This is a genomic window from Bacillus sp. FSL L8-0193, from assembly GCF_037976065.1.
GTDB classification, from domain to species: domain Bacteria; phylum Bacillota; class Bacilli; order Bacillales; family Bacillaceae; genus Bacillus; species Bacillus paralicheniformis.
The window spans coordinates 55,573-79,172 of sequence record NZ_CP150261.1 but is presented as its reverse complement, the minus strand read 5'-3'; the positions used below and the strand labels follow the sequence as shown (position 1 = coordinate 79,172).

At 45.4% G+C, this 23,600-nt stretch carries 24 protein-coding genes and 2 tRNA genes; all 26 read right to left on the bottom strand.

Annotated features, from left to right (window positions below; genetic code table 11):
- Positions 1-71: 71 nt before the first annotated feature.
- The 26 genes from MHH76_RS00420 to yabG all read right to left on the bottom strand — a co-directional run bounded on the left by MHH76_RS00420 (position 72) and on the right by yabG (position 23,545).
- Entirely contained in the window at positions 72-1,106 is a 1,035-nt protein-coding gene (locus MHH76_RS00420; RefSeq protein ID WP_020449821.1) for a serine/threonine-protein kinase, read from the bottom strand.
- Positions 1,075-1,812 (bottom strand): VWA domain-containing protein, encoded by a 738-nt coding sequence (locus tag MHH76_RS00415; protein WP_020449820.1) that lies wholly within the window; start codon positions 1,810-1,812, stop codon positions 1,075-1,077. Before MHH76_RS00415 ends, MHH76_RS00420 begins: the two co-directional genes overlap by 32 nt.
- A gap of 76 nt (positions 1,813-1,888) precedes the next feature.
- A complete protein-coding gene (gene spoIIE / locus MHH76_RS00410) occupies positions 1,889-4,378 on the bottom strand; it encodes a stage II sporulation protein E (protein WP_020449819.1) in 2,490 nt (829 codons plus the stop codon).
- 210 nt (positions 4,379-4,588) lie between these two features.
- Positions 4,589-4,660 (bottom strand) — tRNA-Glu (locus MHH76_RS00405).
- Positions 4,661-4,670: 10 nt separating this feature from the next.
- Positions 4,671-4,744, bottom strand: a tRNA-Met gene (locus MHH76_RS00400).
- 150 nt (positions 4,745-4,894) lie between these two features.
- Entirely contained in the window at positions 4,895-5,293 is a 399-nt protein-coding gene (locus MHH76_RS00395) for a S1 domain-containing RNA-binding protein (RefSeq protein WP_003178226.1), read from the bottom strand.
- A 79-nt stretch (positions 5,294-5,372) separates the two neighbouring features.
- The gene (locus tag MHH76_RS00390; RefSeq protein ID WP_020449818.1) at positions 5,373-5,750 is read right to left on the bottom strand and encodes a septum formation initiator family protein; all 378 of its coding nucleotides are present in this window, start codon (positions 5,748-5,750) and stop codon (positions 5,373-5,375) included.
- Positions 5,751-5,766: 16 nt separating this feature from the next.
- Positions 5,767-6,393, bottom strand: a complete 627-nt coding sequence (gene yabQ, locus MHH76_RS00385) for a spore cortex biosynthesis protein YabQ (RefSeq protein ID WP_020449817.1) — start codon at positions 6,391-6,393, stop codon at positions 5,767-5,769.
- Positions 6,390-6,698 (bottom strand): sporulation protein YabP, encoded by a 309-nt coding sequence (yabP, locus tag MHH76_RS00380; RefSeq protein ID WP_011197470.1) that lies wholly within the window; start codon positions 6,696-6,698, stop codon positions 6,390-6,392. Before yabP ends, yabQ begins: the two co-directional genes overlap by 4 nt.
- A gap of 76 nt (positions 6,699-6,774) precedes the next feature.
- A complete protein-coding gene (locus MHH76_RS00375) occupies positions 6,775-7,038 on the bottom strand; it encodes an RNA-binding S4 domain-containing protein (protein ID WP_003178218.1) in 264 nt (87 codons plus the stop codon).
- A gap of 6 nt (positions 7,039-7,044) precedes the next feature.
- Positions 7,045-8,514, bottom strand: a complete 1,470-nt coding sequence (gene mazG, locus MHH76_RS00370) for a nucleoside triphosphate pyrophosphohydrolase (RefSeq protein WP_020449815.1) — start codon at positions 8,512-8,514, stop codon at positions 7,045-7,047.
- Positions 8,504-10,096 (bottom strand): polysaccharide biosynthesis protein, encoded by a 1,593-nt coding sequence (locus tag MHH76_RS00365; protein WP_020449814.1) that lies wholly within the window; start codon positions 10,094-10,096, stop codon positions 8,504-8,506. The genes mazG and MHH76_RS00365 overlap by 11 nt, the downstream gene beginning before the upstream one ends.
- Positions 10,097-10,320: 224 nt before the next feature.
- Entirely contained in the window at positions 10,321-10,857 is a 537-nt protein-coding gene (gene spoVT / locus MHH76_RS00360) for a stage V sporulation protein T (RefSeq protein WP_020449813.1), read from the bottom strand.
- Positions 10,858-10,994: 137 nt separating this feature from the next.
- Positions 10,995-14,528, bottom strand: a complete 3,534-nt coding sequence (gene mfd, locus MHH76_RS00355; protein ID WP_020449812.1) for a transcription-repair coupling factor — start codon at positions 14,526-14,528, stop codon at positions 10,995-10,997.
- Between the two features lie 64 nt (positions 14,529-14,592).
- A complete protein-coding gene (locus MHH76_RS00350) occupies positions 14,593-14,823 on the bottom strand; it encodes an anti-sigma-F factor Fin family protein (RefSeq protein ID WP_003178210.1) in 231 nt (76 codons plus the stop codon).
- Between the two features lie 56 nt (positions 14,824-14,879).
- A complete protein-coding gene (pth, locus tag MHH76_RS00345; protein ID WP_020449811.1) occupies positions 14,880-15,446 on the bottom strand; it encodes an aminoacyl-tRNA hydrolase in 567 nt (188 codons plus the stop codon).
- 116 nt (positions 15,447-15,562) lie between these two features.
- Positions 15,563-16,189 (bottom strand): 50S ribosomal protein L25/general stress protein Ctc, encoded by a 627-nt coding sequence (locus tag MHH76_RS00340; protein WP_020449810.1) that lies wholly within the window; start codon positions 16,187-16,189, stop codon positions 15,563-15,565.
- 80 nt (positions 16,190-16,269) lie between these two features.
- Complete coding sequence (locus tag MHH76_RS00335; RefSeq protein ID WP_020449809.1) at positions 16,270-17,220, bottom strand: ribose-phosphate diphosphokinase; 951 nt, start codon at positions 17,218-17,220, stop codon at positions 16,270-16,272.
- Positions 17,221-17,240: 20 nt separating this feature from the next.
- Complete coding sequence (gene glmU / locus MHH76_RS00330; RefSeq protein ID WP_020449808.1) at positions 17,241-18,611, bottom strand: bifunctional UDP-N-acetylglucosamine diphosphorylase/glucosamine-1-phosphate N-acetyltransferase GlmU; 1,371 nt, start codon at positions 18,609-18,611, stop codon at positions 17,241-17,243.
- A 301-nt stretch (positions 18,612-18,912) separates the two neighbouring features.
- On the bottom strand, positions 18,913-19,206 hold the full coding sequence (gene spoVG, locus MHH76_RS00325; protein WP_003178198.1) for a septation regulator SpoVG: 294 nt from the start codon (positions 19,204-19,206) through the stop codon (positions 18,913-18,915).
- A 180-nt stretch (positions 19,207-19,386) separates the two neighbouring features.
- Entirely contained in the window at positions 19,387-19,764 is a 378-nt protein-coding gene (ridA, locus tag MHH76_RS00320; protein WP_020449807.1) for a 2-iminobutanoate/2-iminopropanoate deaminase, read from the bottom strand.
- Between the two features lie 17 nt (positions 19,765-19,781).
- Positions 19,782-20,615, bottom strand: a complete 834-nt coding sequence (gene purR / locus MHH76_RS00315; protein WP_020449806.1) for a pur operon repressor — start codon at positions 20,613-20,615, stop codon at positions 19,782-19,784.
- Positions 20,616-20,671: 56 nt separating this feature from the next.
- The gene (gene ispE, locus MHH76_RS00310; protein WP_025809574.1) at positions 20,672-21,541 is read right to left on the bottom strand and encodes a 4-(cytidine 5'-diphospho)-2-C-methyl-D-erythritol kinase; all 870 of its coding nucleotides are present in this window, start codon (positions 21,539-21,541) and stop codon (positions 20,672-20,674) included.
- Between the two features lie 295 nt (positions 21,542-21,836).
- A complete protein-coding gene (locus tag MHH76_RS00305) occupies positions 21,837-22,022 on the bottom strand; it encodes a small, acid-soluble spore protein, alpha/beta type (protein WP_003178189.1) in 186 nt (61 codons plus the stop codon).
- Positions 22,023-22,178: 156 nt separating this feature from the next.
- Positions 22,179-22,439 carry a Veg family protein gene (locus MHH76_RS00300; protein ID WP_003178187.1) on the bottom strand — a complete coding sequence of 87 codons (261 nt, stop codon included), beginning with the start codon at positions 22,437-22,439 and terminating at the stop codon, positions 22,179-22,181.
- A 224-nt stretch (positions 22,440-22,663) separates the two neighbouring features.
- Positions 22,664-23,545, bottom strand: a complete 882-nt coding sequence (gene yabG, locus MHH76_RS00295; RefSeq protein ID WP_023855980.1) for a sporulation peptidase YabG — start codon at positions 23,543-23,545, stop codon at positions 22,664-22,666.
- Positions 23,546-23,600 lie beyond the last annotated feature (55 nt).

The window sequence follows — 23,600 nt, the reverse complement described above, 5'->3', positions numbered from 1 at the left end:
CAAAAGATATAAATATCCTAACACTTTCAATCGGTCCCTGCAAAGAAGAGCTATCCGCCAGCAAAGCAGAGCTAAATAAAAAAGAGAACGATATACGCAAAGTAAAGGGCAAGAACGCTTACGACGATCAGCAGCGTTTCAAAAACACCGCCGGATTTAGAACTGTTTCTTTGCTTTCTGCGCCCGCTTCTTAACATTTGCTGCTGAGGCGTCCCCCGCTTATGCCGCGGGCCTTGAGACGGGGCGGATGCCGATGAAGAGCGGGCGGTTCTCGACTGGCGGCTGCTTTGCATTCTGGCCGGCCGTCCGATTGCCAGGAGGTCTCCCTTCATTTCATCAGCTGTTCGATAGCTTCCTTTTAAAGCAGAAGCAAGAACCGGCTTATACCGCTTTAAAAACGGCTGTCCGTCGATGACTGACATAAGCTGTTCCTGAGGTCTTGCTGTCTTTTTAAATTCTTTTTTCACCGCACAGTTCACCATAATCATGGCGACTGAAAACAGATCATACGAAGGCTCAGCCTTACGGGTTCCAAATTCCCAATAGCCTCTGTCAAAAAACTCTGTATATTCCTTGATTGCCCGGCCTTCTTTTGTCGTCCCGCCCACATCAATGCAGCGGATTTGCGGCGGCGGGCCCGTCACGATTAAATTCTCGGGCTTTAAATCTCCAAACACCCATCCTTCGCGATGAATGGCCGACAAACTTGAGAGAAGCTGGCTGATTAGCACCGGTATCCATTCCTCGCCTTTTTCGTTTACATATCTTAAAAGAAGCGGACCTTCAATATATTCCATGACATAAAATGAAAGTTTTTTGCCCGCACCCGCAACCATCATGTCATCCACATCAAAAAAAGAAGGCCCCATTGCTTTTGCCTGGGCCTTTGAGAAAGATTTCAGAACATTCACTTCCGAGGTAATGGACAGGCTGTCATCGCTCACTTTTAATGCAACGCGGCCCTTTCCCGAATCGGCCAGATATACAACGCCATTCGCCCCTTTTCCAAGCTGTCTGATGATCTTGTAGGAATGATTGTTCCACTTTCCAACAACGGCTGCACCCGGCTTTAGACTAGCCGCCAAACTCGTCGAAGTGTTTTTCATCGTCTTCTAACATTCTCCTTCTTGAGCCGATTTTGTTAAAATGCTGAATCGCCTCTCGTATTGCGGGTCCTGTCGGCGTAATGCCGCCGGCTGAAAGCTTGGAAAATATTGAAGAAAGAGATTCAAACTTCGGGGTCCAATCAAGCACAAGCTCGACCTCTTGTTTTTTCCCGGGAAATATAAGCATCGCAAATTCATTTTCGCCGATTCTTGAATTGAGACTGATGGAAAGGTCTATCAATGCTTCTTTAACAGTCGGCAGCTTCGGATTCATGCTCGCGCTTGTATCGACAAGAACCAATACATGAAGATGTACGGTCTCGCCGAGCTCATCTACGACTTCCATAACTTCACCGCGTTTATCAGGAGGCAGTTCATCCATTTCGGTATGCTTGCCGAGAATTTGTTTGAGCTCACTATTGACAACGCCTTGAAGGGTTTGCGTCATCGCCTTTTTTGTCACCATTTGAACAGTCTGCGACAGCTGCGACGCGTAAACAACCTGGTGAACTCCCCCGCCTGCGAGGGCGATCCCTTCAACTTCTTTCATCGCCTCCTGATCCATTTCATGCTCGTCCATAATCCCAATCACATTCACGGTAATTCCCTGCTCCTTCGCAAAGGCGGCCATGGCCTGCGGGTCTTCGCCGCGGTTTGAACAGCCGTCCGTCAAAAGCAGGATTTGATTCAAGTGCCCCTTTTTCATCGTTTTTATTCCTCCTGGACAAAGATATCTTGATTTAGTTCCATCATCGCCAGAAGAAATTTGATTTATACGAAGGCTAAGAAATCTCTTGATTCTTTTGGAAAAAAGACGGCGCCGGAATGGAGGCCCACTTTGGCGTATTATGGTCCAGCTTGATAACAATCACCGTCATATCGTCCTCAATCAGACCCGACCTTGTCCGAATCACTTCTTCCATGATCAAGTCGGCGATTTCCTGCGGCTCCTCGGTTTTCAGAGATTTCAATTTACGCTTCATCCACAGATCATGATTTTCAACATGTCTAGGCCCTTCAAAGATTCCGTCGCTCATCATGATCAAAAGGTCTCCCGCTTTTAATTGCTCGCTGACTACATCAACATCGAATTCTGTAATGATGCCGATCGGCAGATTGCTGGCCTGCACTTTGATAATCTGATCGCCTCTTTTAATAAAGCTCGGGGTGGAGCCGATTTTCAAAAACTTGCAGCTCGCATCCTGAAGATCGATGACCGATAAATCCAATGTCGAATATATTTCATCTGTCGTCCTTAATGAAAGAATGCTGTTGATCGTTTTAATCGCCACTTTTTCGTCGATGCCCGACTGAAGAATCTTTTCCAACAGCTTGATCGTCTCATTGCTTTCAAAATGGGCCCTTGCGCCATTTCCCATACCATCGCTGATGGCGGCCGCATATTTGCCGGTGCCGAGCTCCATCATATTGTAGCTGTCGCCGGAGACAAGCCCTCCTCCTTTTGCTGCATGTGCGGCTCCCGTCACCACCCTGTATGACTTCGCCGAACCGAAAGCAACATGACAATATCCATTCGGATGGCCGGCGCACTGTTCCGCTTTGACGATAATTTGTTCTTCCAAAATATCGGACAGCATCGGAGCGATGATTTTTTCACACTCCCCGTGGCCGTTGCAATACGGGATACTCATTTCGATATCGATATTTCCCTGCTCTAGGCTGTAAATTTCGACTTGTTGAATTTCAATGCCGAAATGCTGCAGCGCATCCCGAATTTGTTCTTCTTGAATAAAATGCTGCTCCCTCTCCCTTTTTATTTCCCGAGAAAAGTCCGCCATGACCTGAGAAACCCCGAGCAGTTGCTCTGCGACGAGACGCCTGCTGTCATGCACCTTTTGTTTTAATGTCTGGTTTGCCCTAAAATGAGACAGCTCGTCTTCCATCAGCGCTTCTACTTGCTTTGATTTGGAGCAGTGCTGATGAAACTCCTTTTTCAGCTTGCGGTTTTTAAAATATTGCTTTTCTTCTGTTTCCTGCATAACTCGTTTCATCAAGTCATATGTTTTATCAAAGTTCTGAACCCAGCACTTGTTTTTTTTATAACAGGACTGGCAGGAGTGTTCTGTTACAGTGCTCAAAAACAGATCGATCTCTTTTTCTTTTCCTTCATCATCCGGAACCGAATGATAAAAGGTAGCGAAGCTTTCGGATAATGCGTGAAAAACACTCGAAAACTGATCGACCTTCTGCGCGGTGACATCGCGGATTTTTCTTGCATATTGCTGCTGTTCCTGAGCGTGTTCAGTCGTTCCCGGTATATACTTAGCCACTTTTTTCGTAATCGACTGAGGGGTTAAAAGGAACAGACCGATTGCAATCAGTGATTCATAAAGCGTCGGCACAAGTTCAGCTGAACCTTCTCCGTACAGAGAAATCAATAGAGATCCGATCAATAAGCCGACCGCAGCACCGAACTTTTTTCCTTCTTTTAACAAACCGCCGAGAAGGCCTGAAAAAGCCAGCAGGCTCATCTGATATAAATTGCCGATATTTGAAAGGCTGAGGATCAGCCCGGTCACAACACCGACTGTACAGCCGATGCTCGCGCCCCCGATGAACGCGAAAGCGAGCACGACATAACGGGCCAATATCAGTTCAGCCTGCATGCCTTGAAAAGAAACGCCTGTCAAACCTGTGAGAACAGAAGCGATTAAAATCATAAAACAAATGATCTCTTCAATTTTCAGCGACTGTTTCGCCCGCTTTGATGTAACAATCGGCAGGCTTTGCAAAAAAATCAGTGTGAGGATAAACGATAACCCGGCTTCAACAAAAGCCATAATATAGTGATAACCCGAAACCGTTCCGTATTCGGCATATACGAATCCGCATCTTGTCACAGCCATCGCTAAAAAGACGACGACAGGCAGCGTTCTGACGCGATCTTTTATAATAAGAGACGTCATTTTGGAACATATCGCAAATGCAAACAGAGCCGCAAGCACGAACAGCGAATGCTGAGGCGATATGCTCAGAGCCCCGGCAAGAAGTGCCAGGCATGCAAGAAAAGCTTTATCTTTTTTAATTAAAAGCATCGCTCCGAAAAATGGAAGGGCAAAGGGAATGACCTCTGACAGAATGAAGGCTCGTCCCAATAAAAAACCGATGATCATATAGATCAGCCCTTTATAAAAAAAGAGGGAATATAAATGCTGCATTACAAGCTTCGTCGTGCTGCCAATCCATGAATACAATTTTTGAACAACAGGTCCAGCTATTGGGCTGTTCACTCTTCTTTCCGCTTTTTCCATGCTCTCATCTCCCACTCGTTTATTCGTTGCTTGCCATTATAACGAAAGATGAAATAGGATTTTGTCAAAAGAAGGTAATGAATTCAAAGAACTGTTCGACGCTTTTTGTAGCATGCTTCAATCACTCTTGATAAGTCGAGTCCATTCCCGTTATTTTGCGTATTTTTATGCAGCAAAAAAACCGGCTTCAGAAGAAGCCGGTTTCCGGAATGACCCGTACGGGATTCGAACCCGTGTTACCGCCGTGAAAGGGCGGTGTCTTAACCACTTGACCAACGGGCCTTCATATAAGTAGCGGCGGAGGGGATCGAACCCCCGACCTCACGGGTATGAACCGTACGCTCTAGCCAGCTGAGCTACACCGCCATGTTGTTGATTTCTTTTAACGCACAAGTTCTATAATACAAAGGATTGTCCTATCCGTCAATAGAAATTTTAATAAAAATTTTATAAGACAATAAAAAGGCATCCGTTGGGATAAGACGAATGCCTTTCGTATATATAGAAAGCAGCAAGTTAACCTCTTCTTGCTCCGCGCCCTCCACGTTTTGATTCCGTGTTGCGTTTTAGAGACGATAAGCGATCTTCACTGTCTTTTAAAAACTTATTCATTTTCTGTTCAAACGTTTCTTTAGAGCGGAAATCATTTTTAGGTCTCGCAGGTCTTGATGATTGAGGACGGTCTACAGCCTTTTTGATCGACAAGCCGATTTTCCCATCTTTCTCAACATTGATGACTTTAACTTCTACTTGATCACCAACCTTCAGATGATCATTAATGTCCTTCACGTAGTTATCGGCTACTTCGCTAATATGAACAAGACCTGTTGATCCTCCAGGCAGTTCAACAAACGCTCCGAAATTTGTAATACCTGTTACTTTCCCTTGCAACTTGCTGCCAACTTCAATCGACATAAAAAAAGTGCTCCTCCTTAGACTTAAAAAAGATCATTTGTTTAATTATACATAAAGAAAAAAATAAGTGTCAACAAGGCTACTTGCTCTTATCTTCAAACTTGAAGATGATTTCGCCATCTTTTGAGAGGTAATAATCCTTTCTGGCAAGCTCTGCAACGTAGTCCTCATCCTTTAATTTCACAATCTCATCTTTCAAATCCGATTTTTTTGCTTCCAGTTGTTCCAATTGTTTCAAAAGGTCTTCTTTCTTCTCTTGCTTCGCGCTGATATCCGAAGTCTGCGACCAAAGAGAACTGACAATCACAATCGCCGACAGCAGCACAACGGCGCCGAAAACCATCAACCGTCTGTATAGACCGCGTCTTTTTCTTTTCAGCTGCTGCTGTTTTCGCTCCATCTGCTCTTTGTATTCGTTCTGTATTTGCGATATGTTGCGTCTCATGGGATCATTCATTCCAGACGGCCTCCCCTCATTTTTTTAAAAGTTTTGCCTTAATTGTTATGAATAGTTTCTTCCCCTTTTCGAAAAATCCTGCTCCTTTTTGCAAAAAGCGTCTCAACAATCCCCGAACCGGGGCGGGAAGAAGCCTGCAGCATTGATATAGTATAAAATAAATCGGATATCCTGCAAATTTTAATATCTTATATAAACATACCGCAAAAAAACGAAAAAGAACATAGATATTTCTCATTGTAAAAAGAATGATGGCAAAAATAGCTTGAAACGTCCATACAACAGGCCGAAACACCATCATCTGCATCATCTTTGAGACCAGCCTGGAGATGAATATGAAAAAGGAAATCATCCATTCCAAAAGCTTGATATAGATCTGCTTAAAAAGGCTTTGATAAGCGGCAAATCCAAGCATGACCGCCAGAAAGATATAAATTCGGAATTCCCCTTCATTCACGCTCAGCAAAACATAGAAAAAAAGGAGACCTTGTACCACCCAAAACAAAAAGTCATGGAGAAACAACAGCCACCTTGCTGTTTTCGAGCGGACAACGAAACGGGTGTAGGTGTCAAGGGAAGCGCCAAGCCATGCCCCCATTCCGGCCATGGCCAGCATCGTATAGAACTGAGTGGTCAGCGTCATTTAAACAACTTGCTAAAAAATCCTTTAGCTTTCTCCCCCTGCTGCTCATCCAAATAGACGAGATCAAGCACTCTTCCCTTGATGGAGACAACGCCTTTTTCCACATCGAGATTCTTCATCTGCAGGTTTTCGCCTCTGACTGCCAGCATGCCCATGACCGTCTCAAGTAAGAATTCCTCATTGTCAAAGCTCTCGACCTGTTTGACACCGGATATATCCAGCAGCTTGCGGCCCTTCATCGTCACATTATGTTCAGGACCAGATGCCCCGCCGGAAGGGTTGTGCTGATCATAATATACATTCATCGATTCATCCCCCATATCCTCATACTAAAGATTCGATACTGCATTGTATGAGACGGGGGATTTTTTTAGAACAAGCCTATTCTCCTCCCAGCTTCTCTTCTTTGAGAACGGTATACATATCAGCGGCTTCTTCTTTTTTTGTCGTATCCTTCAATTCATTGACTTTGACGGTTACAAGCTTTTGGCCAAAACGCACCGCAAGCTCGTCTCCCGCTTTGACAACAGAGCTTGCTTTCGCCTGCTGGCCATTGATCGAAATTCTTCCCTGGTCAGCCACTTCTTTTGCAAGCGTCCGTCTTTTAATCAGCCTTGATACTTTGAGAAATTTGTCGAGTCTCATCACTTGTCAGCTCCTTTCAATGTCTTTCGCTTCATTCCACAATTCGTCCATTTCTTCAAGCGTCATACTTTCCAGATCCTTGCCCATGCGCTTTGCAGATTGTTCAATATGCGTGAACCTTCTGTAAAACTTGGCATTTGTCATCGCCAGGGCTTCTTCCGGTTCAATTTTATAAAACCGGCCGATGTTGACGAGAGCGAATAAAAGGTCGCCGAACTCTTCTTTCATTTTTTTGCTGGACTGTTCGGCTTCGGAAATTTCTGAAGAAAATTCTTTCATTTCCTCGTGAACTTTATCCCAAATATCCTGGACATTCGACCAGTCGAATCCGGTCTTTGCCGCCTTTTTCTGAAGCTTGTTCGCTTTTGACAAAGCAGGCAGCGGCTTTGGAATGTCGTCGAGAAGGGATGGATCGTCCGCTTGTTTCTCCTGTTTCTTGATCTCTTCCCAGTTTACCATGACGTCGGCCTCATCACGAACAGATACTTCTCCGAAGACATGCGGATGCCTTCTGATCATTTTTGCCGTAATGCCGCGAATCACATCGTCAATTGTAAAAAGACCGTCATCCTCGCCGATCTGCGCATGCAGCAGAACTTGGAGCATCACATCGCCGAGCTCCTCAACAAGGTGGTCGGGATCTTCTTCATCAATCGCCTCGAGCACCTCATAGCATTCTTCAATTAAGTATTTTTTGAGCGATTCATGGGTTTGTTTCCGATCCCACGGGCAGCCGTCCGGTCCGCGCAGCTTCCTGATGACGCTGCGGAACATCGAAAATTCCTGGTACAGAACCTCCTCGTCTTTGACCGGCGGAACGTAGACGCTCGTTAAATTATTGATACCGACACTTCTGTCCAATTCGTAAAGAGGCACTGTCCGAATGTCTTGCATACTGCTTCCGGCCGCTGTGACAATGACGACTTCATAGTCATCAGGGAGCTTTTCCATCAACGTCAGTTTGACCTCTGATGCCGTCATTTGATCATATACCTGGCAAATAATCAAATGATGACGGAGCTCGACTTCGTCAGCGGAAAACCGGACGGCGTCGACAAACTGAAACCCGTCAATCGGATCGATCTGCAAAGCATTTAATGTCGCATCAATAAAGCTGTGGCCTCCCTCGACAACGACATCGGCCTGATGAGCGCCCCGCCTCTCAAGCAAAAGCTGAACCGTTTTTTCAGCGACGAACGGATGGCCCGGAACGGCATAGAGCACATCGCGCTGCTTCGCCTCCTCAAACAGCCGCTCTACGATCTCCTCGTAAACATCTTCGAATTGATCATGCTTTTCATAGACCTCATCAAAAAAATGAATCTCAGCTATTTCTTTTTTCAGGTCTTCTATTAACGGATGGTCTTTCGTCCTGACATAAAGAACCTCCGCTTGTGTGAGCCGTTTATATACACCGAGGGTTAATTGATTCATATCGCCTGCCCCCAGGCCGACTACCGTGATTTTACCGGCCATGTCTGCCGCCCCTTTCTCGTTTTATTGTCAGGAGCTTGCTGCCAAAAGGTACAAGCTCAAGTTCTTTTTCTGAAAACACGCGTAATGTGAAGATACCGGACAAAAAGACAATGCCGCCGACGAATACGGCGCTAAGACTTTCCGCCGCCGCGATCCATCTGTTTTCATGAGGTATGGCCGCTTCAAAAGCAAAAAGCCACACCGCCAGAGCGGCCGACATGATCACAGCCGACAGCAAAACTCCCGCTATCCTGTATTCCGGCAACTTGATCCAGCCTTTCCTTTTCAGCTGAAAAAAATTGAGTCCAGCGACAGCAGCGAATGACATCATAGTCGCAAAAGCGGCGCCGGAAATGCCGAAACCGGGGATCAGGAACTCGTTCAATACGGCTTTCACAAAAAAGCCGCAGCAGACGGAAACAGCTGGAAGACATGTATTGCCGAGTCCTTGCAAAACAGCAGTCATCGTGATCGCCAACGATGCAAACAGAATCGACACGCTGAAAATCTGCAGCGCAGCCGTTCCATCGCTGTTCTTAAACAGCATGACATTCACCGGCTCCAAAATGCATATCAGACCGGCGGCTGCTCCAATGCCGATGACGAAGCTCATTTTTAGCGAATAACGGATCTTTTCCTCCAGAACCGCCGTTTCTCCATTTTTCTTCGCTTTTGTAAGGGACGGGACAAGAGCTGTCGCAATGCTCGCAGCAAAAACGGTTCCAAGCTGCAAAAGCGGCTGTCCTCTGTCATACACCCCTTTTGTATGTTTCGCCTGAAGTTCGTCCATTCCTTGTCCGGCCAGCAATGAATACAAGTTCAATGCGTCGACGAGCTGGATGAGAATCAGCATGAGGCCGGCCGTGCAAATCGTAACCGAATGCAGACACAGCTGTTTCAAAATATCGCCTGTACCGGCCTCTATCCCGGCGGCAGCGGGTTGCTTTTCACGCTTGGCCCAAAACACGGCGAGAATGAAAAACGCCGCAAGGCCGCCGACAAGGGAGCCAAAGGCAGCCCCTGCCCCGGCGTCATATAAGGAAAAGCCGTTTTTGACGAGCCACCACGTCAAAATGAGGATCGCCCCGACCCGGAGTGTCTGCTCTCCAATTTGAGAAAGTGCCGTCGGAAGCATCCGTTCGCCTCCTTGAAAATAGCCTCTAAGCAAAGACACGAGCGGCAGCAGCAAATAAGAAAACGACACGGCGCGGATCACCCCGGCAAGGGCGGGATCACCCATAAACCCTGCGATGGCTTCGGCTCCGGCAAACAAGAGAAGAAAAAAGCCAAGGCCCACGACCGACAAAAAAAACATAGACACCCGGAGAATTTTTGCCCGGTTTGCCGTCCCGTAATCATTCAACAACTTTGAAATGATGACCGGGAACCCGGAGGTGGCAAGCATCACAGATATTCCGATCATCGGATACACCTGCTGAAAAATATAAAAACCGACATCTCCAACTATATTTTGAAAAGGCACTCTATATACAGCGCTTAATATCTTTGATAATATCCCCGCCAATGATAAAACAAAGGCGCCTTGCCAAATCCATTGTCTTTGGCCTTTTAAAAACCCCATTCCTTTAAGCTCCTTCCAATGCGCTTTCTCTCAGCTTTCTAAAAAGCGCACGAAACGTGCTTATTATACCATATTCAAGACTCATACCCCGCCTGCAACTGTGAACTAAAAAAGAACAGCCCAAAAGGTGCTGTTCCAACTGCTGATGCTGATTCAAGCTGAGAAAAACGCTTTCGGCATTCCAGCTCGTTCGAGCAGGAATGTCAAAATAAAAGGAATGAGACCTATTGTTCCATTTGACGGGCCAAAAAACCAGCGGCGGTTTCAACCGCTTTATGTTCCACTTCTCCGATTGACTGGTCTTTCGAAAAAATGACAACCGCTCCGATCGGATCGCCGTTTGCAACAATCGGACCGACGGTATAAGAAGCAACCTCTTCGTCAATACCATCAATAAGCTGAATTGTCTTGGCGTCTCCTTCCAAAACAGAATTTCGCTGATCCATCGCCTTTTCGACCATGTCGCTGATCGATTTGTTTAAATAGTCTTTTTTAGACCCCCCGGATACTGCGATATACACATCCCGGTCGCAAATCAGCACGGAATGGCCCATGCTGTCATAAAGCGCATCAGCATACTCCTTTGCAAAGTCGCCGAGCTCGCTGATCGGAGAATATTTTTTTAAAATAACCTCCCCATCCCGGTCCACAAATATTTCCAAAGGGTCTCCTTCACGAATGCGCAAAGTTCTGCGGATTTCCTTCGGGATCACGACCCGGCCTAAATCATCAATTCGACGTACGATACCAGTTGCTTTCATCTCTGCTGCCTCTCTTTCATTTGATGATATATCTGGTGGATATAAACAGAGCTGTGTACTTATGTAACACTCTCCACTCTTGATTGGTTTTAGTATCCTTCACATCAAATGTAATATACGCGAGAAACAACAAATTTTTATGATGAAGCGATCGTTTGCTTTTTAACGTTTTGAAGGCCTTTCAATATTTCGAGAAGCGTTTCCAGCCACTCTTCCGGATTTCGGTTTTTCACTTGAATCGAAATTTTCAATTTCTTTCCTTCCATCCCGAGGCCGATCTGTCTGCCGTACTTACTGCCGAGTTCAAACAGTTTTTGGCCGTCTATTTCGGCACTAGCTTTTTCGTCAATCGTCAGTCTGACGGCGTCTTTATCCTGCTTGATCAGCTCGACGCGTTCGGTGATGGCATATACCTTCGCCTCTGCGATGGCGAATAAATATTCGACTTCTTTCGGGTATTCGCCGAAGCGGTCGATCATCTCGTCTTGAAGCTCGCTCTTTTCTTCAATGGTTGAAATCGCTCTGAACCGTTTATACATATCTATTTTTTGCTTGCCGTCTGTCACATAAGTCTGCGGAATATATGCGTCAAGCTCCAAATCGATTTCCGGTTCAAATTTTTCAGCTTGCGGTACATCTCCCTTGCGAGCTTCTATTGCTTCCTTGAGCATTTGCGAATATAAATCAAAACCGACAGAATCAATGAACCCGTGCTGCTGCGCACCTAAAAGGTTTCCGGCGCCGCGGATCGTTAAATCGCGCATCGCGATTTTAAATCCTGACCCGAGTTCTGTAAATTCTTTAATCGCCTGAAGCCTTTTTTCGGCCACTTCCGTAAGGACTTTGTCCTTCCGGTACGTAAAGTAAGCGTAAGCTACACGGTTTGAGCGCCCGACACGGCCCCTCAGCTGGTACAGCTGGGAAAGCCCCATCTTATCTGCGTCAAATACAATTAGGGTATTGACGTTTGGAATATCAACGCCCGTTTCAATAATCGTTGTGCTGACGAGCACATCCGATTCTCCCTCTAAGAAATTCAGCATGACCGATTCGAGTTCGTTTTCTGTCATCTTCCCATGGGCATACGTCACCTTGGCATCAGGCACAAGCATCGAGACTTCTTCCGCTTTTCTTTCAATATCCTCCACCCGGTTGTACAAGAAGTAAACCTGACCGCCCCTGGCCAGCTCGCGTTCTATCGCTTCTCTGACTAGGGCCCCGTTGTATTCGACAACGTACGTCTGTACAGGGAAGCGGTTTTCCGGAGGCGTTTCAATGACTGACAAATCTCTGACACCGAGCATGGACATATGAAGGGTTCGAGGTATCGGAGTTGCCGTTAACGTCAAAACGTCGACATTCGCTTTAATGCGTTTAATTTTTTCCTTGTGCGTGACACCAAACCTTTGTTCTTCATCGATGATAAGCAGTCCAAGATCTTTGTACACGACATCCTTGGACAACAGCCTGTGAGTGCCGATTACGATGTCAATCGTTCCGTTTTTTAAGCCCTTGATCGTTTCATTTGCTTCTTTTCTCGTCCGGAACCGGCTGAGCAAACCGATATTAATCGGGTAGTCCTGGAAACGTTCCAATATCGTTTCATAGTGCTGCTGTGCGAGGATCGTAGTCGGCACGAGGATCGCGACCTGTTTTCCGTCTGCAATCGCTTTAAAGGCGGCGCGGATCGCCACTTCCGTTTTGCCGTAGCCCACATCGCCGCAAAGGAGCCGATCCATCGGTCTTTCTTTTTCCATGTCTCTTTTAATCTCATGGATCGATCTCAGCTGGTCCTCTGTCTCCTGATAAGGAAATGCGGCTTCAAACTCACGCTGCATTTCATGGTCGGGAGAAAACGCGTAACCTTTGCTTGCTTCCCTTTCGGCATAAAGCTTGATCAAGTCATCGGCGATATCCTGGACAGAGCTTTCAACCTTTTTCTTAACCCGTTTCCATTCGCTTCCCCCGAGTTTATAAAGCTTCGGCTCTTTGCCTTCGGAACCGACGTATTTTTGCACCTGATCAATTTGGTCAACCGGTACGTAAAGCTTGTCGCTTCCCTGGTAGTGAATATTCAGGTAATCCTTATGAATGCCGTTGATCTCCAGCGTTTCAATCCCTAAATACTTTCCGATACCGTGGTTCACATGGACGACATAATCGCCGATCTGAAGCTCCGAGTAGCTTTTGATCCGTTCGGCATTGGTCAGTTTTTGTTTGCGCGCCTGCTTTTTGACACGCTTTTTAAACAGTTCTTCTTCGGTAATGACGGCCAGCTTGATCATCGGAAGTTCAAAGCCGGATTGAAGACCGCCTTCCATAATGTAAATCTGGCCTTGGGCAAGCGCTGCATCCTGGTCGGCCTGGGCGGCTTCGATCTCATAATCGGACAATACAGACGCAAGTTTTTCGACGCGTTCTTTGCTGTCCCCTAGAAAAACCGTTGTATATTTCGATTTCTTAAACCGTTCAATCTCATTTTTGAGCACATTCATTTGTCCGTGAAAGCTCTGCATTTGCTTGCTTGAAACATTGACGATGTTTTGCGGACTGGTGTGCTGCACATGCCTTAAAAACAGCGAGTAATACAAAATCGGGCGGGACTGTTTTGAAATGAGGCTGTGAAAAGGAAATGACATTGCTGTATCATGAAGGATTTTCCCTTCTTCCAGCAGGCTCGTAATCCATTCTGCCTCTTCCTTTTGAAGCTGGTCTTCCATTTCATGAATACGGCTGATCTCATCTAGTATCAGCAAAGTATTTTTCGGGAAATAATCTAGTAAACTAGCAGGCCTCTCATAGAAATAAGAAAGGTATTTAACCATTTCCTGGCCGATATGACCTTCCTTGAGCCGCTCTTTATCTTCCGCTATATTTTGATCGAGAATTTCCTTTTGTTTATCAAGCTTCAGCTTTTTAAGACTGTTGGCAAGACCTTTATCGATTTGTTCAAGCGCTCTTTGCCGATCTTCATCCCGCACGATCAGTTCCTTCGCAGGGCCGATCGTTACTTCATCGCGCGTTTCCAGTGAGCGCTGATCATCCGTATTGAATATACGAATCGAGTCAACTTCTGTATCAAACAATTCAATCCGGACAGGGTTTTCTTCGGTCAATGAATAGACATCGATAATCCCCCCGCGAATACTGAATTCGCCTGGAGCCGCCACCATATCCGTACGCTCATACCCCATTTGAACAAGCTTCTGAAGCAGCTGTTCCGGGTCGATGTCGCGCCCCGTCTCAATGCGAATCTGACTGTTTTGCCATACTTCGACAGGGGGCAGCATTCTTCTGACGGCTGCTGCCGGAGCAATAACGATAGGCGTTTCACCGCTTGCAAGCCGATTTAAGACATCAAGCCTTTGCGAGCGCAGCTCAGGGCTTGCCACCGCAATTTCAGAAGAAATCAATTCGTTGACAGGATATAAAAGGACAGGCTGATCTTTTATCAGCCCTGTCAAGTCATCTGTAATTTTTTGAGCCTGATAAAGGTTATGCGTAATTAAAAATACCGGCCGTCTCGTTTCTTTTGTAAGAGCGGCTGTAAATAACGACCGGGCAGATCCGGAGAGCCCCGCAAGCAGCTGTTCCTTCAGCCCTTCGTTCAAGCCGTTGACGATGGATTTAAAATCATCGCTTTTTGTGATATAGGATTGAATATTGTTCAAATGAGCCCCTCCTCTCTTCCTCAAATAGAAAAATGCTTTGGTCTAGTCTCTACACCAAAGCTATTTATTGAATAAACGAATGATATTGGTGATAATCCGGGTTTCGCTCAAGCGCTTCTTGACAATCTTCACATATCGTCTTCACGTGTAAATCCCCATTATCCATATAAGAAATCATATCGTTTCTTTCATCGTTTGTTAAGTGGTTAAAGCCTAACTGTTCACTGTTTACATAAGAATGATCAAGACTTCCGACTTTAACGCCGCAATGCCGGCAATAATAATGTAAAGCCATAAAGGAACCTCCATACCGAGTCTTTTTAAAACTAGTATGTTCCGTTCCCTTCTGCCTTATACCTTAGCATTAAATTCATTCATGACTTCTAAAAAAGGTTTTTCCAGAGAAGCTTCACAGGCCTTGGCCGATTGTCTGACGGCCTCTTGTATCACCGGCTCTTCTTCATCTGTAAAAGCGCCAAGCACATAATCGACGATTTTCATGCCGTTGACCGGACGGCCGATTCCGATTCTGATCCGGTTAAACTCAGTTGTTCCCAGATGCTGAATCATCGATTTGATGCCGTTATGGCCTCCTGCGCTTCCTTTCGTCCTCAGACGGATTCTTCCGGTCGGAAGATCCAAGTCATCGTAAATCACTTTCAAATTGTCAACAGGGATCTCATAATAGTCCAAAAGCGGCCTCAAACATTCTCCCGATAAATTCATATATGTAAGCGGCTTAACAAGTAGAACCTTTTTGCCGGAAACAAATCCGATTCCGTATTGACCGTTGAACTTTGTTTTATCAAGCGGAATGTTCCACTCTTTTGAAAGCTCGTCGATCGTCATAAATCCTACATTATGTCTCGTATTTTCATATGTTTTACCCGGATTGCCCAATCCTGCAAACACAAGCATTATTCTATATCCTCCCTTAAGCAAAACCCTGCCTCAGCATACTGAGGGGGAGCATCCTAATTTCCCCTCATTCTAGCACAAAAGACGTAACCGCGGGAGGATTACGTCTTACGTACTTATTCTTCTTTTTCCTCTTCAGTGCCTTTTTCTGGTTCCTCAACGTCTTGAGCGGCTGATTCGGCTTCCGTTTCTTCCTGCTTTTGAGGAGGAAGAATGGATGCAACAACTTCATCAGGCTCATGGTTGTATGAATAATCGCCTTTAGACGGAATATCGCCGACGGTTAGAACATCGTTGACTTCGAGACTGGAAATATCGACCTCGATCGTTTGCGGAATGTTCTTCGGCTTCGCTGTGACAGACAGCTCGTAAAGCGGCTGCTGAAGAACACCGCCCTGTTTAATCCCCTCTGCTTCACCCGTAAGGTTTACAGGAACCGTCGCCTCCATTTCCGCTTCCATATCAACCACTTTAAAATCGGCATGTACAATTGAATCTTTTAATGGATCCGTCTGCAGCTCAGTCACCATAACAGAGTGCTGGTCTCCGTTTATATCCAAGTTGATAATCGTATTTTTGCCCTCAGCTCGCAAAATTTTTAAAAGCTCAATACTGTCTAACGCAACGGATTTGTTTTCCAGGTTTCTTCCGTAAATGACACCCGGCACATACCCGGATTGCCGGATCTTTCTTAAAGAAGACCGTCTGGAATCCGTTCTTTCTTCCGCTTTTAAAATTGCCATGTTCAGCACCATCCTATCGTTAGATTGGTCTTTCTAAAACCATACCCATAACGACAAAACTTTAAACCAGAATCAGCAAATTAATCGAACAGGAAGCTGACAGATTGTTTTTCATGCACACGAATAATCGCTTCTGCCAGAAGCGGTGCAACAGAAAGCTGCTTGAACTTCGCGATTTTCTTTTCTTCAGGAAGCTCAATGCTGTTGGTCACAACGAGCTCTTTAATTTTCGAATTGTCGATTCTTTCGATCGCCGGACCGGAAAGAACCGGATGTGTACAGCATGCATACACTTCCTCTGCGCCGCTTTCGACGAGCGCATTAGCCGCAAGCGTAATCGTTCCTGCCGTATCAATAATATCATCAATTAAAATGGCTGTTTTCCCTTCAATATGTCCGATGATATTCATAACCTCGGCTACATTCGGCTTAGGTCGGCGTTTATCGATAATCGCAATCGGCGCTTTCAAGCGGTCCGCCAATTTGCGGGCACGCGTCACACCGCCGTGGTCAGGGGACACGATCACGACATCCTTGAAATTTTTCTCTTCAAAATAATTACCTAAAATCGGAACACCCATTAAATGATCGATCGGTATATCAAAGAAACCTTGGATTTGCGGCGCGTGAAGATCAAGTGCAATCACACGGGTAGCTCCGGCGGTTTCCAGCAGGTTTGCCACCAGTTTGGCTGTGATCGGCTCACGGGAACGGGCTTTACGGTCCTGACGGGCATAGCCGTAGTAAGGCATCACGATATTAATCGTTTTCGCCGATGCGCGTTTCAGCGCATCTACCATAATCAAAAGCTCCATAATATGCTCGTTCACCGGTGCGCTTGTCGATTGGATGACATAGCAGTCGCAGCCGCGGATGCTTTCTTCAATATTAATTTGAACCTCACCGTCGCTAAAGCGTTTAACAGAACTCTTTCCCAGCTCAACTCCGACGATATCTGCGATTTCCTTCGCAAGACCCGGATTTGAGTTTAAAGAAAAAATCTTCAAATTGTCGTCTTCATATTTAGACATGGTAAACCTCCGATTTAGGATTATTTTTTGTGTATGTTCTCAGCGTAGTCTTCTTTGTTGACTTGTCTTGCTCTGGCAATAGACAAAGCCCTGCCTGGTACATCGTCGGTAATCGTTGAACCCGCAGCTACGTATGCGCCTTCGCCGATTGTCACCGGAGCGACCAAATTGGAGTTGCAGCCGATAAATGCCCCATTTTCAATCTTCGTTTTGAACTTATGTTTCCCATCATAATTTACGGTAATCGACCCGCAGCCGAGATTGACATCCGTTCCGATTTCCGCGTCCCCTATGTAGCTTAAATGAGATGCTTTGCTGCGATCACCAAATTCCGATTTTTTCACTTCGACGAAATTCCCGATCCTTACCTCATTGCCGATCTTTGAATCGGGTCTGATATGAGCAAACGGTCCAATTGTAACATCGTCACCGACTTCACTGTTCACGACAACGGACTGCTTAATAACCGTTCTGCTGCCGATCGTACTGTTTTCGAGTTCGCTGTTCTGTCCGATGACCGCGTCCTCACCGATGACAACCCGCCCTTTAATAACGGTGCCGGGATAAATCACGGTATCTCTGCCGATGACGGCTTCCGGTGAAATATATGTGTTGTCGGGGTCGATTAAGCTTACGCCGTTTCCCATGTGGCGTTTATTGATCCGCTGCTTCATATAAATTTCCGCTTGTGAAAGGGCGACTCTGTCATTGACTCCGAGCGTTTCCTGGAAGTTGCCAGTCTGATAAGCGGCTACAGTCTCACCTTGATTTTTCAAGATCTCAATGACATCCGGAAGATAATATTCCCCTTGTACGTTGTCATTGGAAACCTGCTCGATCGTTTGAAAAAGAGCTTCGTTGTCAAAACAATAAGTTCCTGTGTTAATTTCTTTGACAAGTCTTTCCTCGTCTGTTGCATCTTTATGTTCGACAATTTTTGCAACATCGCCGTTTTCATTGCGAATAACGCGTCCGTAGCCTGTCGGATCCTCCGCTACAGCGGTTAAAATCGTCACTTTTGCTGCTTTTTTCTGGTGCTCATTGAGCATGGCTTCCATCGTTTCGGCAGTTAAAAGCGGTGTATCTCCGCAAATGACGATAGTCGTTCCTTTTTCGCTTCCAAGAATCGACTTGGCCTGCTTAACGGCATGGGCTGTTCCGAGCTGTTCAGCCTGCAGGGCATATTCGCTTTTTTCCCCGAGGTGTTTTTTGACATCTTCGGCTCCATGTCCAACTATTGTGACAAGTTTTTCTAATGATAGCTTGCGAGCTTCGTCGACAACATGCTCGACCATAGGTTTTCCGCAAACCGGATGAAGAACTTTATAAAGCTTTGATTTCATTCTTGTTCCTTGACCAGCTGCTAACACAACTGCAAACCGCTTATCCATGTATTGGCCTCCATTATCCCTATTATCCATAGAAAAATATATCCTAAATATGAGTTGATTTCAAGCAAGCCAAAATGAGAAATCGGAAAATCAAGACAGCATATTTTGGATATTCAGAGTATATTTAGGATTCACTGATCAGGGAGACAAATTGATTCCTTCGGGATGGGATTCTCAAACCGCCATATGTTTTACCTCCTGTTTCTGTTATACGCAATCACAAACCATATATTGTCATTTTATTATGATAAGATTATTTTTTTTCAAAACAAAAAGGGCTTATCCATAAGCCCTTCTTTTTTTAAGAAGCTCCAGCTTCTTCATATTCTATTTCCTCAACGTCACCCAAACGATGATATTCATTTAACACCGCGTCCTGAATTTTTCCGCGGGTGCTTGAGTTGATTGGATGAGCGATATCACGAAATTCTCCATCAGGTGTACGCTTACTTGGCATCGCAACGAAAAGACCATTGTTTCCATCAATTACACGAATATCATGCACTACAAATTCGTGATCCAGCGTGATGGATGCAATCGCTCTCATGCGACCATCGGTATTCACGCGGCGTAATCTTACGTCGGTAACTTCCACAGTAGTTCACCACCTTTTCCCAATATAAAAACATTAGTGTAACTATTCAACGGTTTTTTTTGTTTTCCTGCATAATTAAAAATATTTTTGTAATATTGGGATAAAAAAACACTGAATTGACAAATTTTCCAAACAAAAAAGATGATTTTGGAGACCAAAACCATCTTTTCGGAGTTTTTTCTATTTTACTAATGCGACGACTTCTATTTCAACGAGCGCGTCTTTCGGCAGCCTTGCCACCTCAACACATGATCTCGCCGGTTTGTGGGTATCGAAGTACTGTCCGTAAACTTCATTCACCTCTGCGAACTGATTCATATCCGCCAAAAACACAGTTGCTTTGACGACAGTCTCCAGAGAGGCGTTCGCTTCTTTCAGCACGGCTTTTAAATTGCGGAAAACTTGATGCGTCTGTTCTGTGATGTCTCCAGTCACCATTTCACCCGACGGGGTCAGTGGAATTTGCCCTGAACTGTAAAACATATTATTGACAACAATTCCTTGTGAATACGGTCCGATCGCCGCCGGTGCTTCTTTTGTCTGAACAACCTTTGTCATCTCAAACTCCCCATTTCCTATTCATTGTCTGCAAAAAAACGCTGAAAGTTTCCGTTTTGGATTTCCACCTTTTTTTCCTTCATATCAATTTCAGAAAGAGTCAAAAGGGACATGTACTCATCGACCAGCCGCTCCTTGACTCCCTGAGCCTCCACAAGAACACCGATGCCTGCTACATGGGCATTGAATTCCTCGAGAAGATTGATCATACCGTTGATCGTTCCTCCCGCTTTCATAAAGTCGTCTATAATCAAAACGCGCGAGCCCGTCTGCAAGTTGCGTTTTGCAAGAGACATCGTCTGAATGCGGTTGGAAGATCCAGACACATAGTTAATGCTGACCGTTGAACCTTCAGTTACCTTATTGTCTTTTCTGACGACCACCGTCGGCACATCAAGGTAGCTGGCTACCGCATATGCCAGAGGAATTCCTTTTGTCGCCACCGTCATCACGACATCGATCTCCCTGTCTGAAAAAGCTGAAGCAAAAATCTTGCCGGCCTTCGTTAATACAGAGGGCTTGCCAAGGATATCGGTTAAATACAAATATCCGCCGGGCAATATCCGTTCCGAATCGATCAATGACTCACCGAGCGACTTTACAAATTCCTCCGCTTCATCGCGTTTTACCTTTGGAATGTATTTAACGCCGCCTGCTGCTCCCGGCACGGTCTGAAGCGTCCCGATCCCCTGCTGCTCGAAGGTCTGCTTAATAATGGTTAAATCTTCACTAATGGATGATTTAGCAGATTGATACCGTTCTGAAAAGAAGGTTAATGGCACTAAGACATGCGGATGGGTCAACAAATAATTTGTCAGATCCACCAATCTGCCGCTTCGACGAAACTTCATGCACTTACCTCCAAAATCCGAATATTTTTAAAAATAATATAACTTAACATACGGATTTAATCAAGTTCATTTTGTTCTCCGATCATCCGCACCGCATAAACCTGATCGCAAAACCCTCTTAATCCGTTATAGATTCTTTGTACTTTTGATTCGTATTGAACCAATCCGAACACAGTGGGGCCGCTCCCGCTCATCAGCACAGCATCGGCGCCAAACCGCTTCATTTGATTTTTGATCATCGCGACTTCGGGATGCATATTCAATGTAACAGATTCGAGAACATTGCCGAGTTTGTCGCACATTTTTTGAAAATTCTTCTCTTCGATCGCAGAAATCATACCTTGAACATCCGGATGTTCAATCTCATCGACTTTCAGCTGCTTGTACACTTCTGCAGTTGATACGCCGATCGTCGGCTTTGCCAGCACAACCCAGCAGTGCGGCGGAGTCTCGATATGACGGATTTTCTCTCCTCTTCCCGTTGCAAGAGCCGTTCCTCCATGTACGCAAAAGGAGACATCAGATCCGATCTCAGCGCCAAGCTCAGCCAGTTCATTCATCGAAAGCTTCAAATCCCACAGCCGGTTCAGCCCTCTGAAGACGGCAGCCGCATCGCTGCTTCCTCCCGCAAGCCCCGCAGCAACGGGAATCACTTTCGTAATAAATATAGAAACACCTTTTTTAATGCCGTATCGTTCTTTCATGAGCATTGCAGCCTGATAAGCAAGGTTTCGCTGATCGTCGGGAACAAAGCGGTTATGCGAGGAAACCGTTACTTTATCTTCTGCCAGCTCGGTTAATTCAATCCGATCCGCCAAATCAATTGTCGTCATGACCATCTCTACTTCATGATACCCATCTGGACGTTTGCGGCGAACGTCGAGCGACAAATTAATTTTAGCCGGCGCCTTCTCTAAAATACGCAATCCATTCACCTACTTCTCCATCTAAACATAAGTATCCACATTGTAACATATTTTGAAGTACAGGACGTACAAATGCATGCGCCCGCGCAGGACGCCGCGCCTTTAGCATGCGGTCATCCTTACAAGTACAAATGCATGCGCCCGTGCAAGACGCCGCGCTCTTAGCATGCGGTCATTCCCGCAGATCGCGATTGCCCCCTTCAGCGAATCCTCAAGGCGTTTGCAGCACCTGATCGGCTGAATGCAGATCAATGAAAAAAACGGAGGACAGAAGCGCCCTCCGTATGTCACTGTTTTAATGATTTTGCTGGTTTTGAGCCATATGCTGTTCGGCTAATTCAATGGCCCTCTTCACCATGTTACCGGCGTCTCTGGCCCGAATTCCGCCCCAGCCCTCGGTTTTTACCGTGTCGTAAAATCCAAGATCCTTAGCCAATTCATTTTTGAATTCCTCTGACATGATGCTTCGACGTCTGCCCATGCGAAACAGCCCCTTTCAAGTATCATACCATCCGTCTGACTCATCATAAAACAAGTGACATGTATTAGCTTTGCTCGATTTGGGCAGAACTTCCCCGAAAAATTCTGGATAAAAAAAGGCAAAACAAAAAGCAGCAAACATAAAGTCCGCTGCTTATTAAAGGGCTACTGAGCTGGTTTTATCATCAGAAAATCTCAATTCAACCGTCTCAGTAAGAATATCCGCATAACTGTATGAAACTCTTTCAAACGAATTCTCGTCTTGGTCTAGTTGTATCACAAAAACAGAAGGGTACGTCTCAGCTAAAATGCCCGAACGCTCAATCGTTTTTCGGCGGCCACCGTTTGCTTTTAACGTCAGCCTTTTTCCCAAATGTCCATCAAGCGATCTTTTAATATCGGACAACGTTTTCGCCATTGCATCCACCTCACTATATTCAGTATACACCAGAAGCCCATTTTTGTCAAATAAAATTTAAATTATATCAACGTTCATAAGCCTCTGTCAATAAAATATTTGTGACAAATTATACGCCGACTTTCCCTTATTTTCCTCATTTTTCGTTTCATTATGTATGTTTTTTTAAAAAAAGGTAAAAACATTCGGCTGTATGGCAAAAACCCGCCATCCGGCGGGCTCGTTTAATCGTTTTCTTTTGTTTTATATGGCATTCCGATTCTCAATACGCCTCGCGTCTCAATGCCTCCGAGTCCCTTTTCCCTCGTCAGGGTGTTTCTGAGCACTTCCCAGACGTTAATGCGGTCCATAAACGGAGTGAAGCTGATTTTTGCGACTATATAGACCGGATCAAGCGCATGGATGTTGACTCTTGACGGAGAGCTTGCAAAATTTGCACCGGCTCTGATCAGTGATTCAAAATGGGACTGGCATGCGCCTGCAAAAATGACAAGCTGATCAAGATGGGGAATTTTTTTTCTCGCTTTTTGAACGGTTTCGATAAAATCTTTTGAATGCCTGTAGGCATCCAGATTGTTAATATCACCCTTCTGCTTAGAATAGGCATCGTGTCCGGTGATGACGAGAAGATCCGGGCGGTACTCATCGATCAGTTCCTCGATGACCGATGACATTTTCTTTTCATAACAATGAATGCCGTATACAGGAACCCCGATCTTTTCATAGAGCGCCAGACATTTTTTTAAATAAGCCGAATCCCCGTCTAAATGAAGGACTCTTCCAGGCATATGAAAGTACTGCTGTTGATTGTTATATTGGTTTGTGGCGCGGTACTCATGTTTATTGTGAAGGAGTTTGTAATCCTGGCGGAGAAGATCGAGGGATTCCTTCATTCTCGATTCTTCTTCCCGCTTTCTCATCTGCCGCTCAGCCTCGCGGACCATCTCCAAGTCCGTTAAATATGCGTCAGCGATTAATCTGACCTCATCTCCGTGCAAAACGGCCACAGGTTCTCCATTTGCCGATTGATCAATTCGTATAATTCGAAATAAGATATCTCTTCGATAAGATTTTCTGACGACCATATCGCCTATTTTAAATTGCATGCTTTTCACTCCACACATAGACTAAGCCCCATCCTGATGAATATAAAGCAATGAA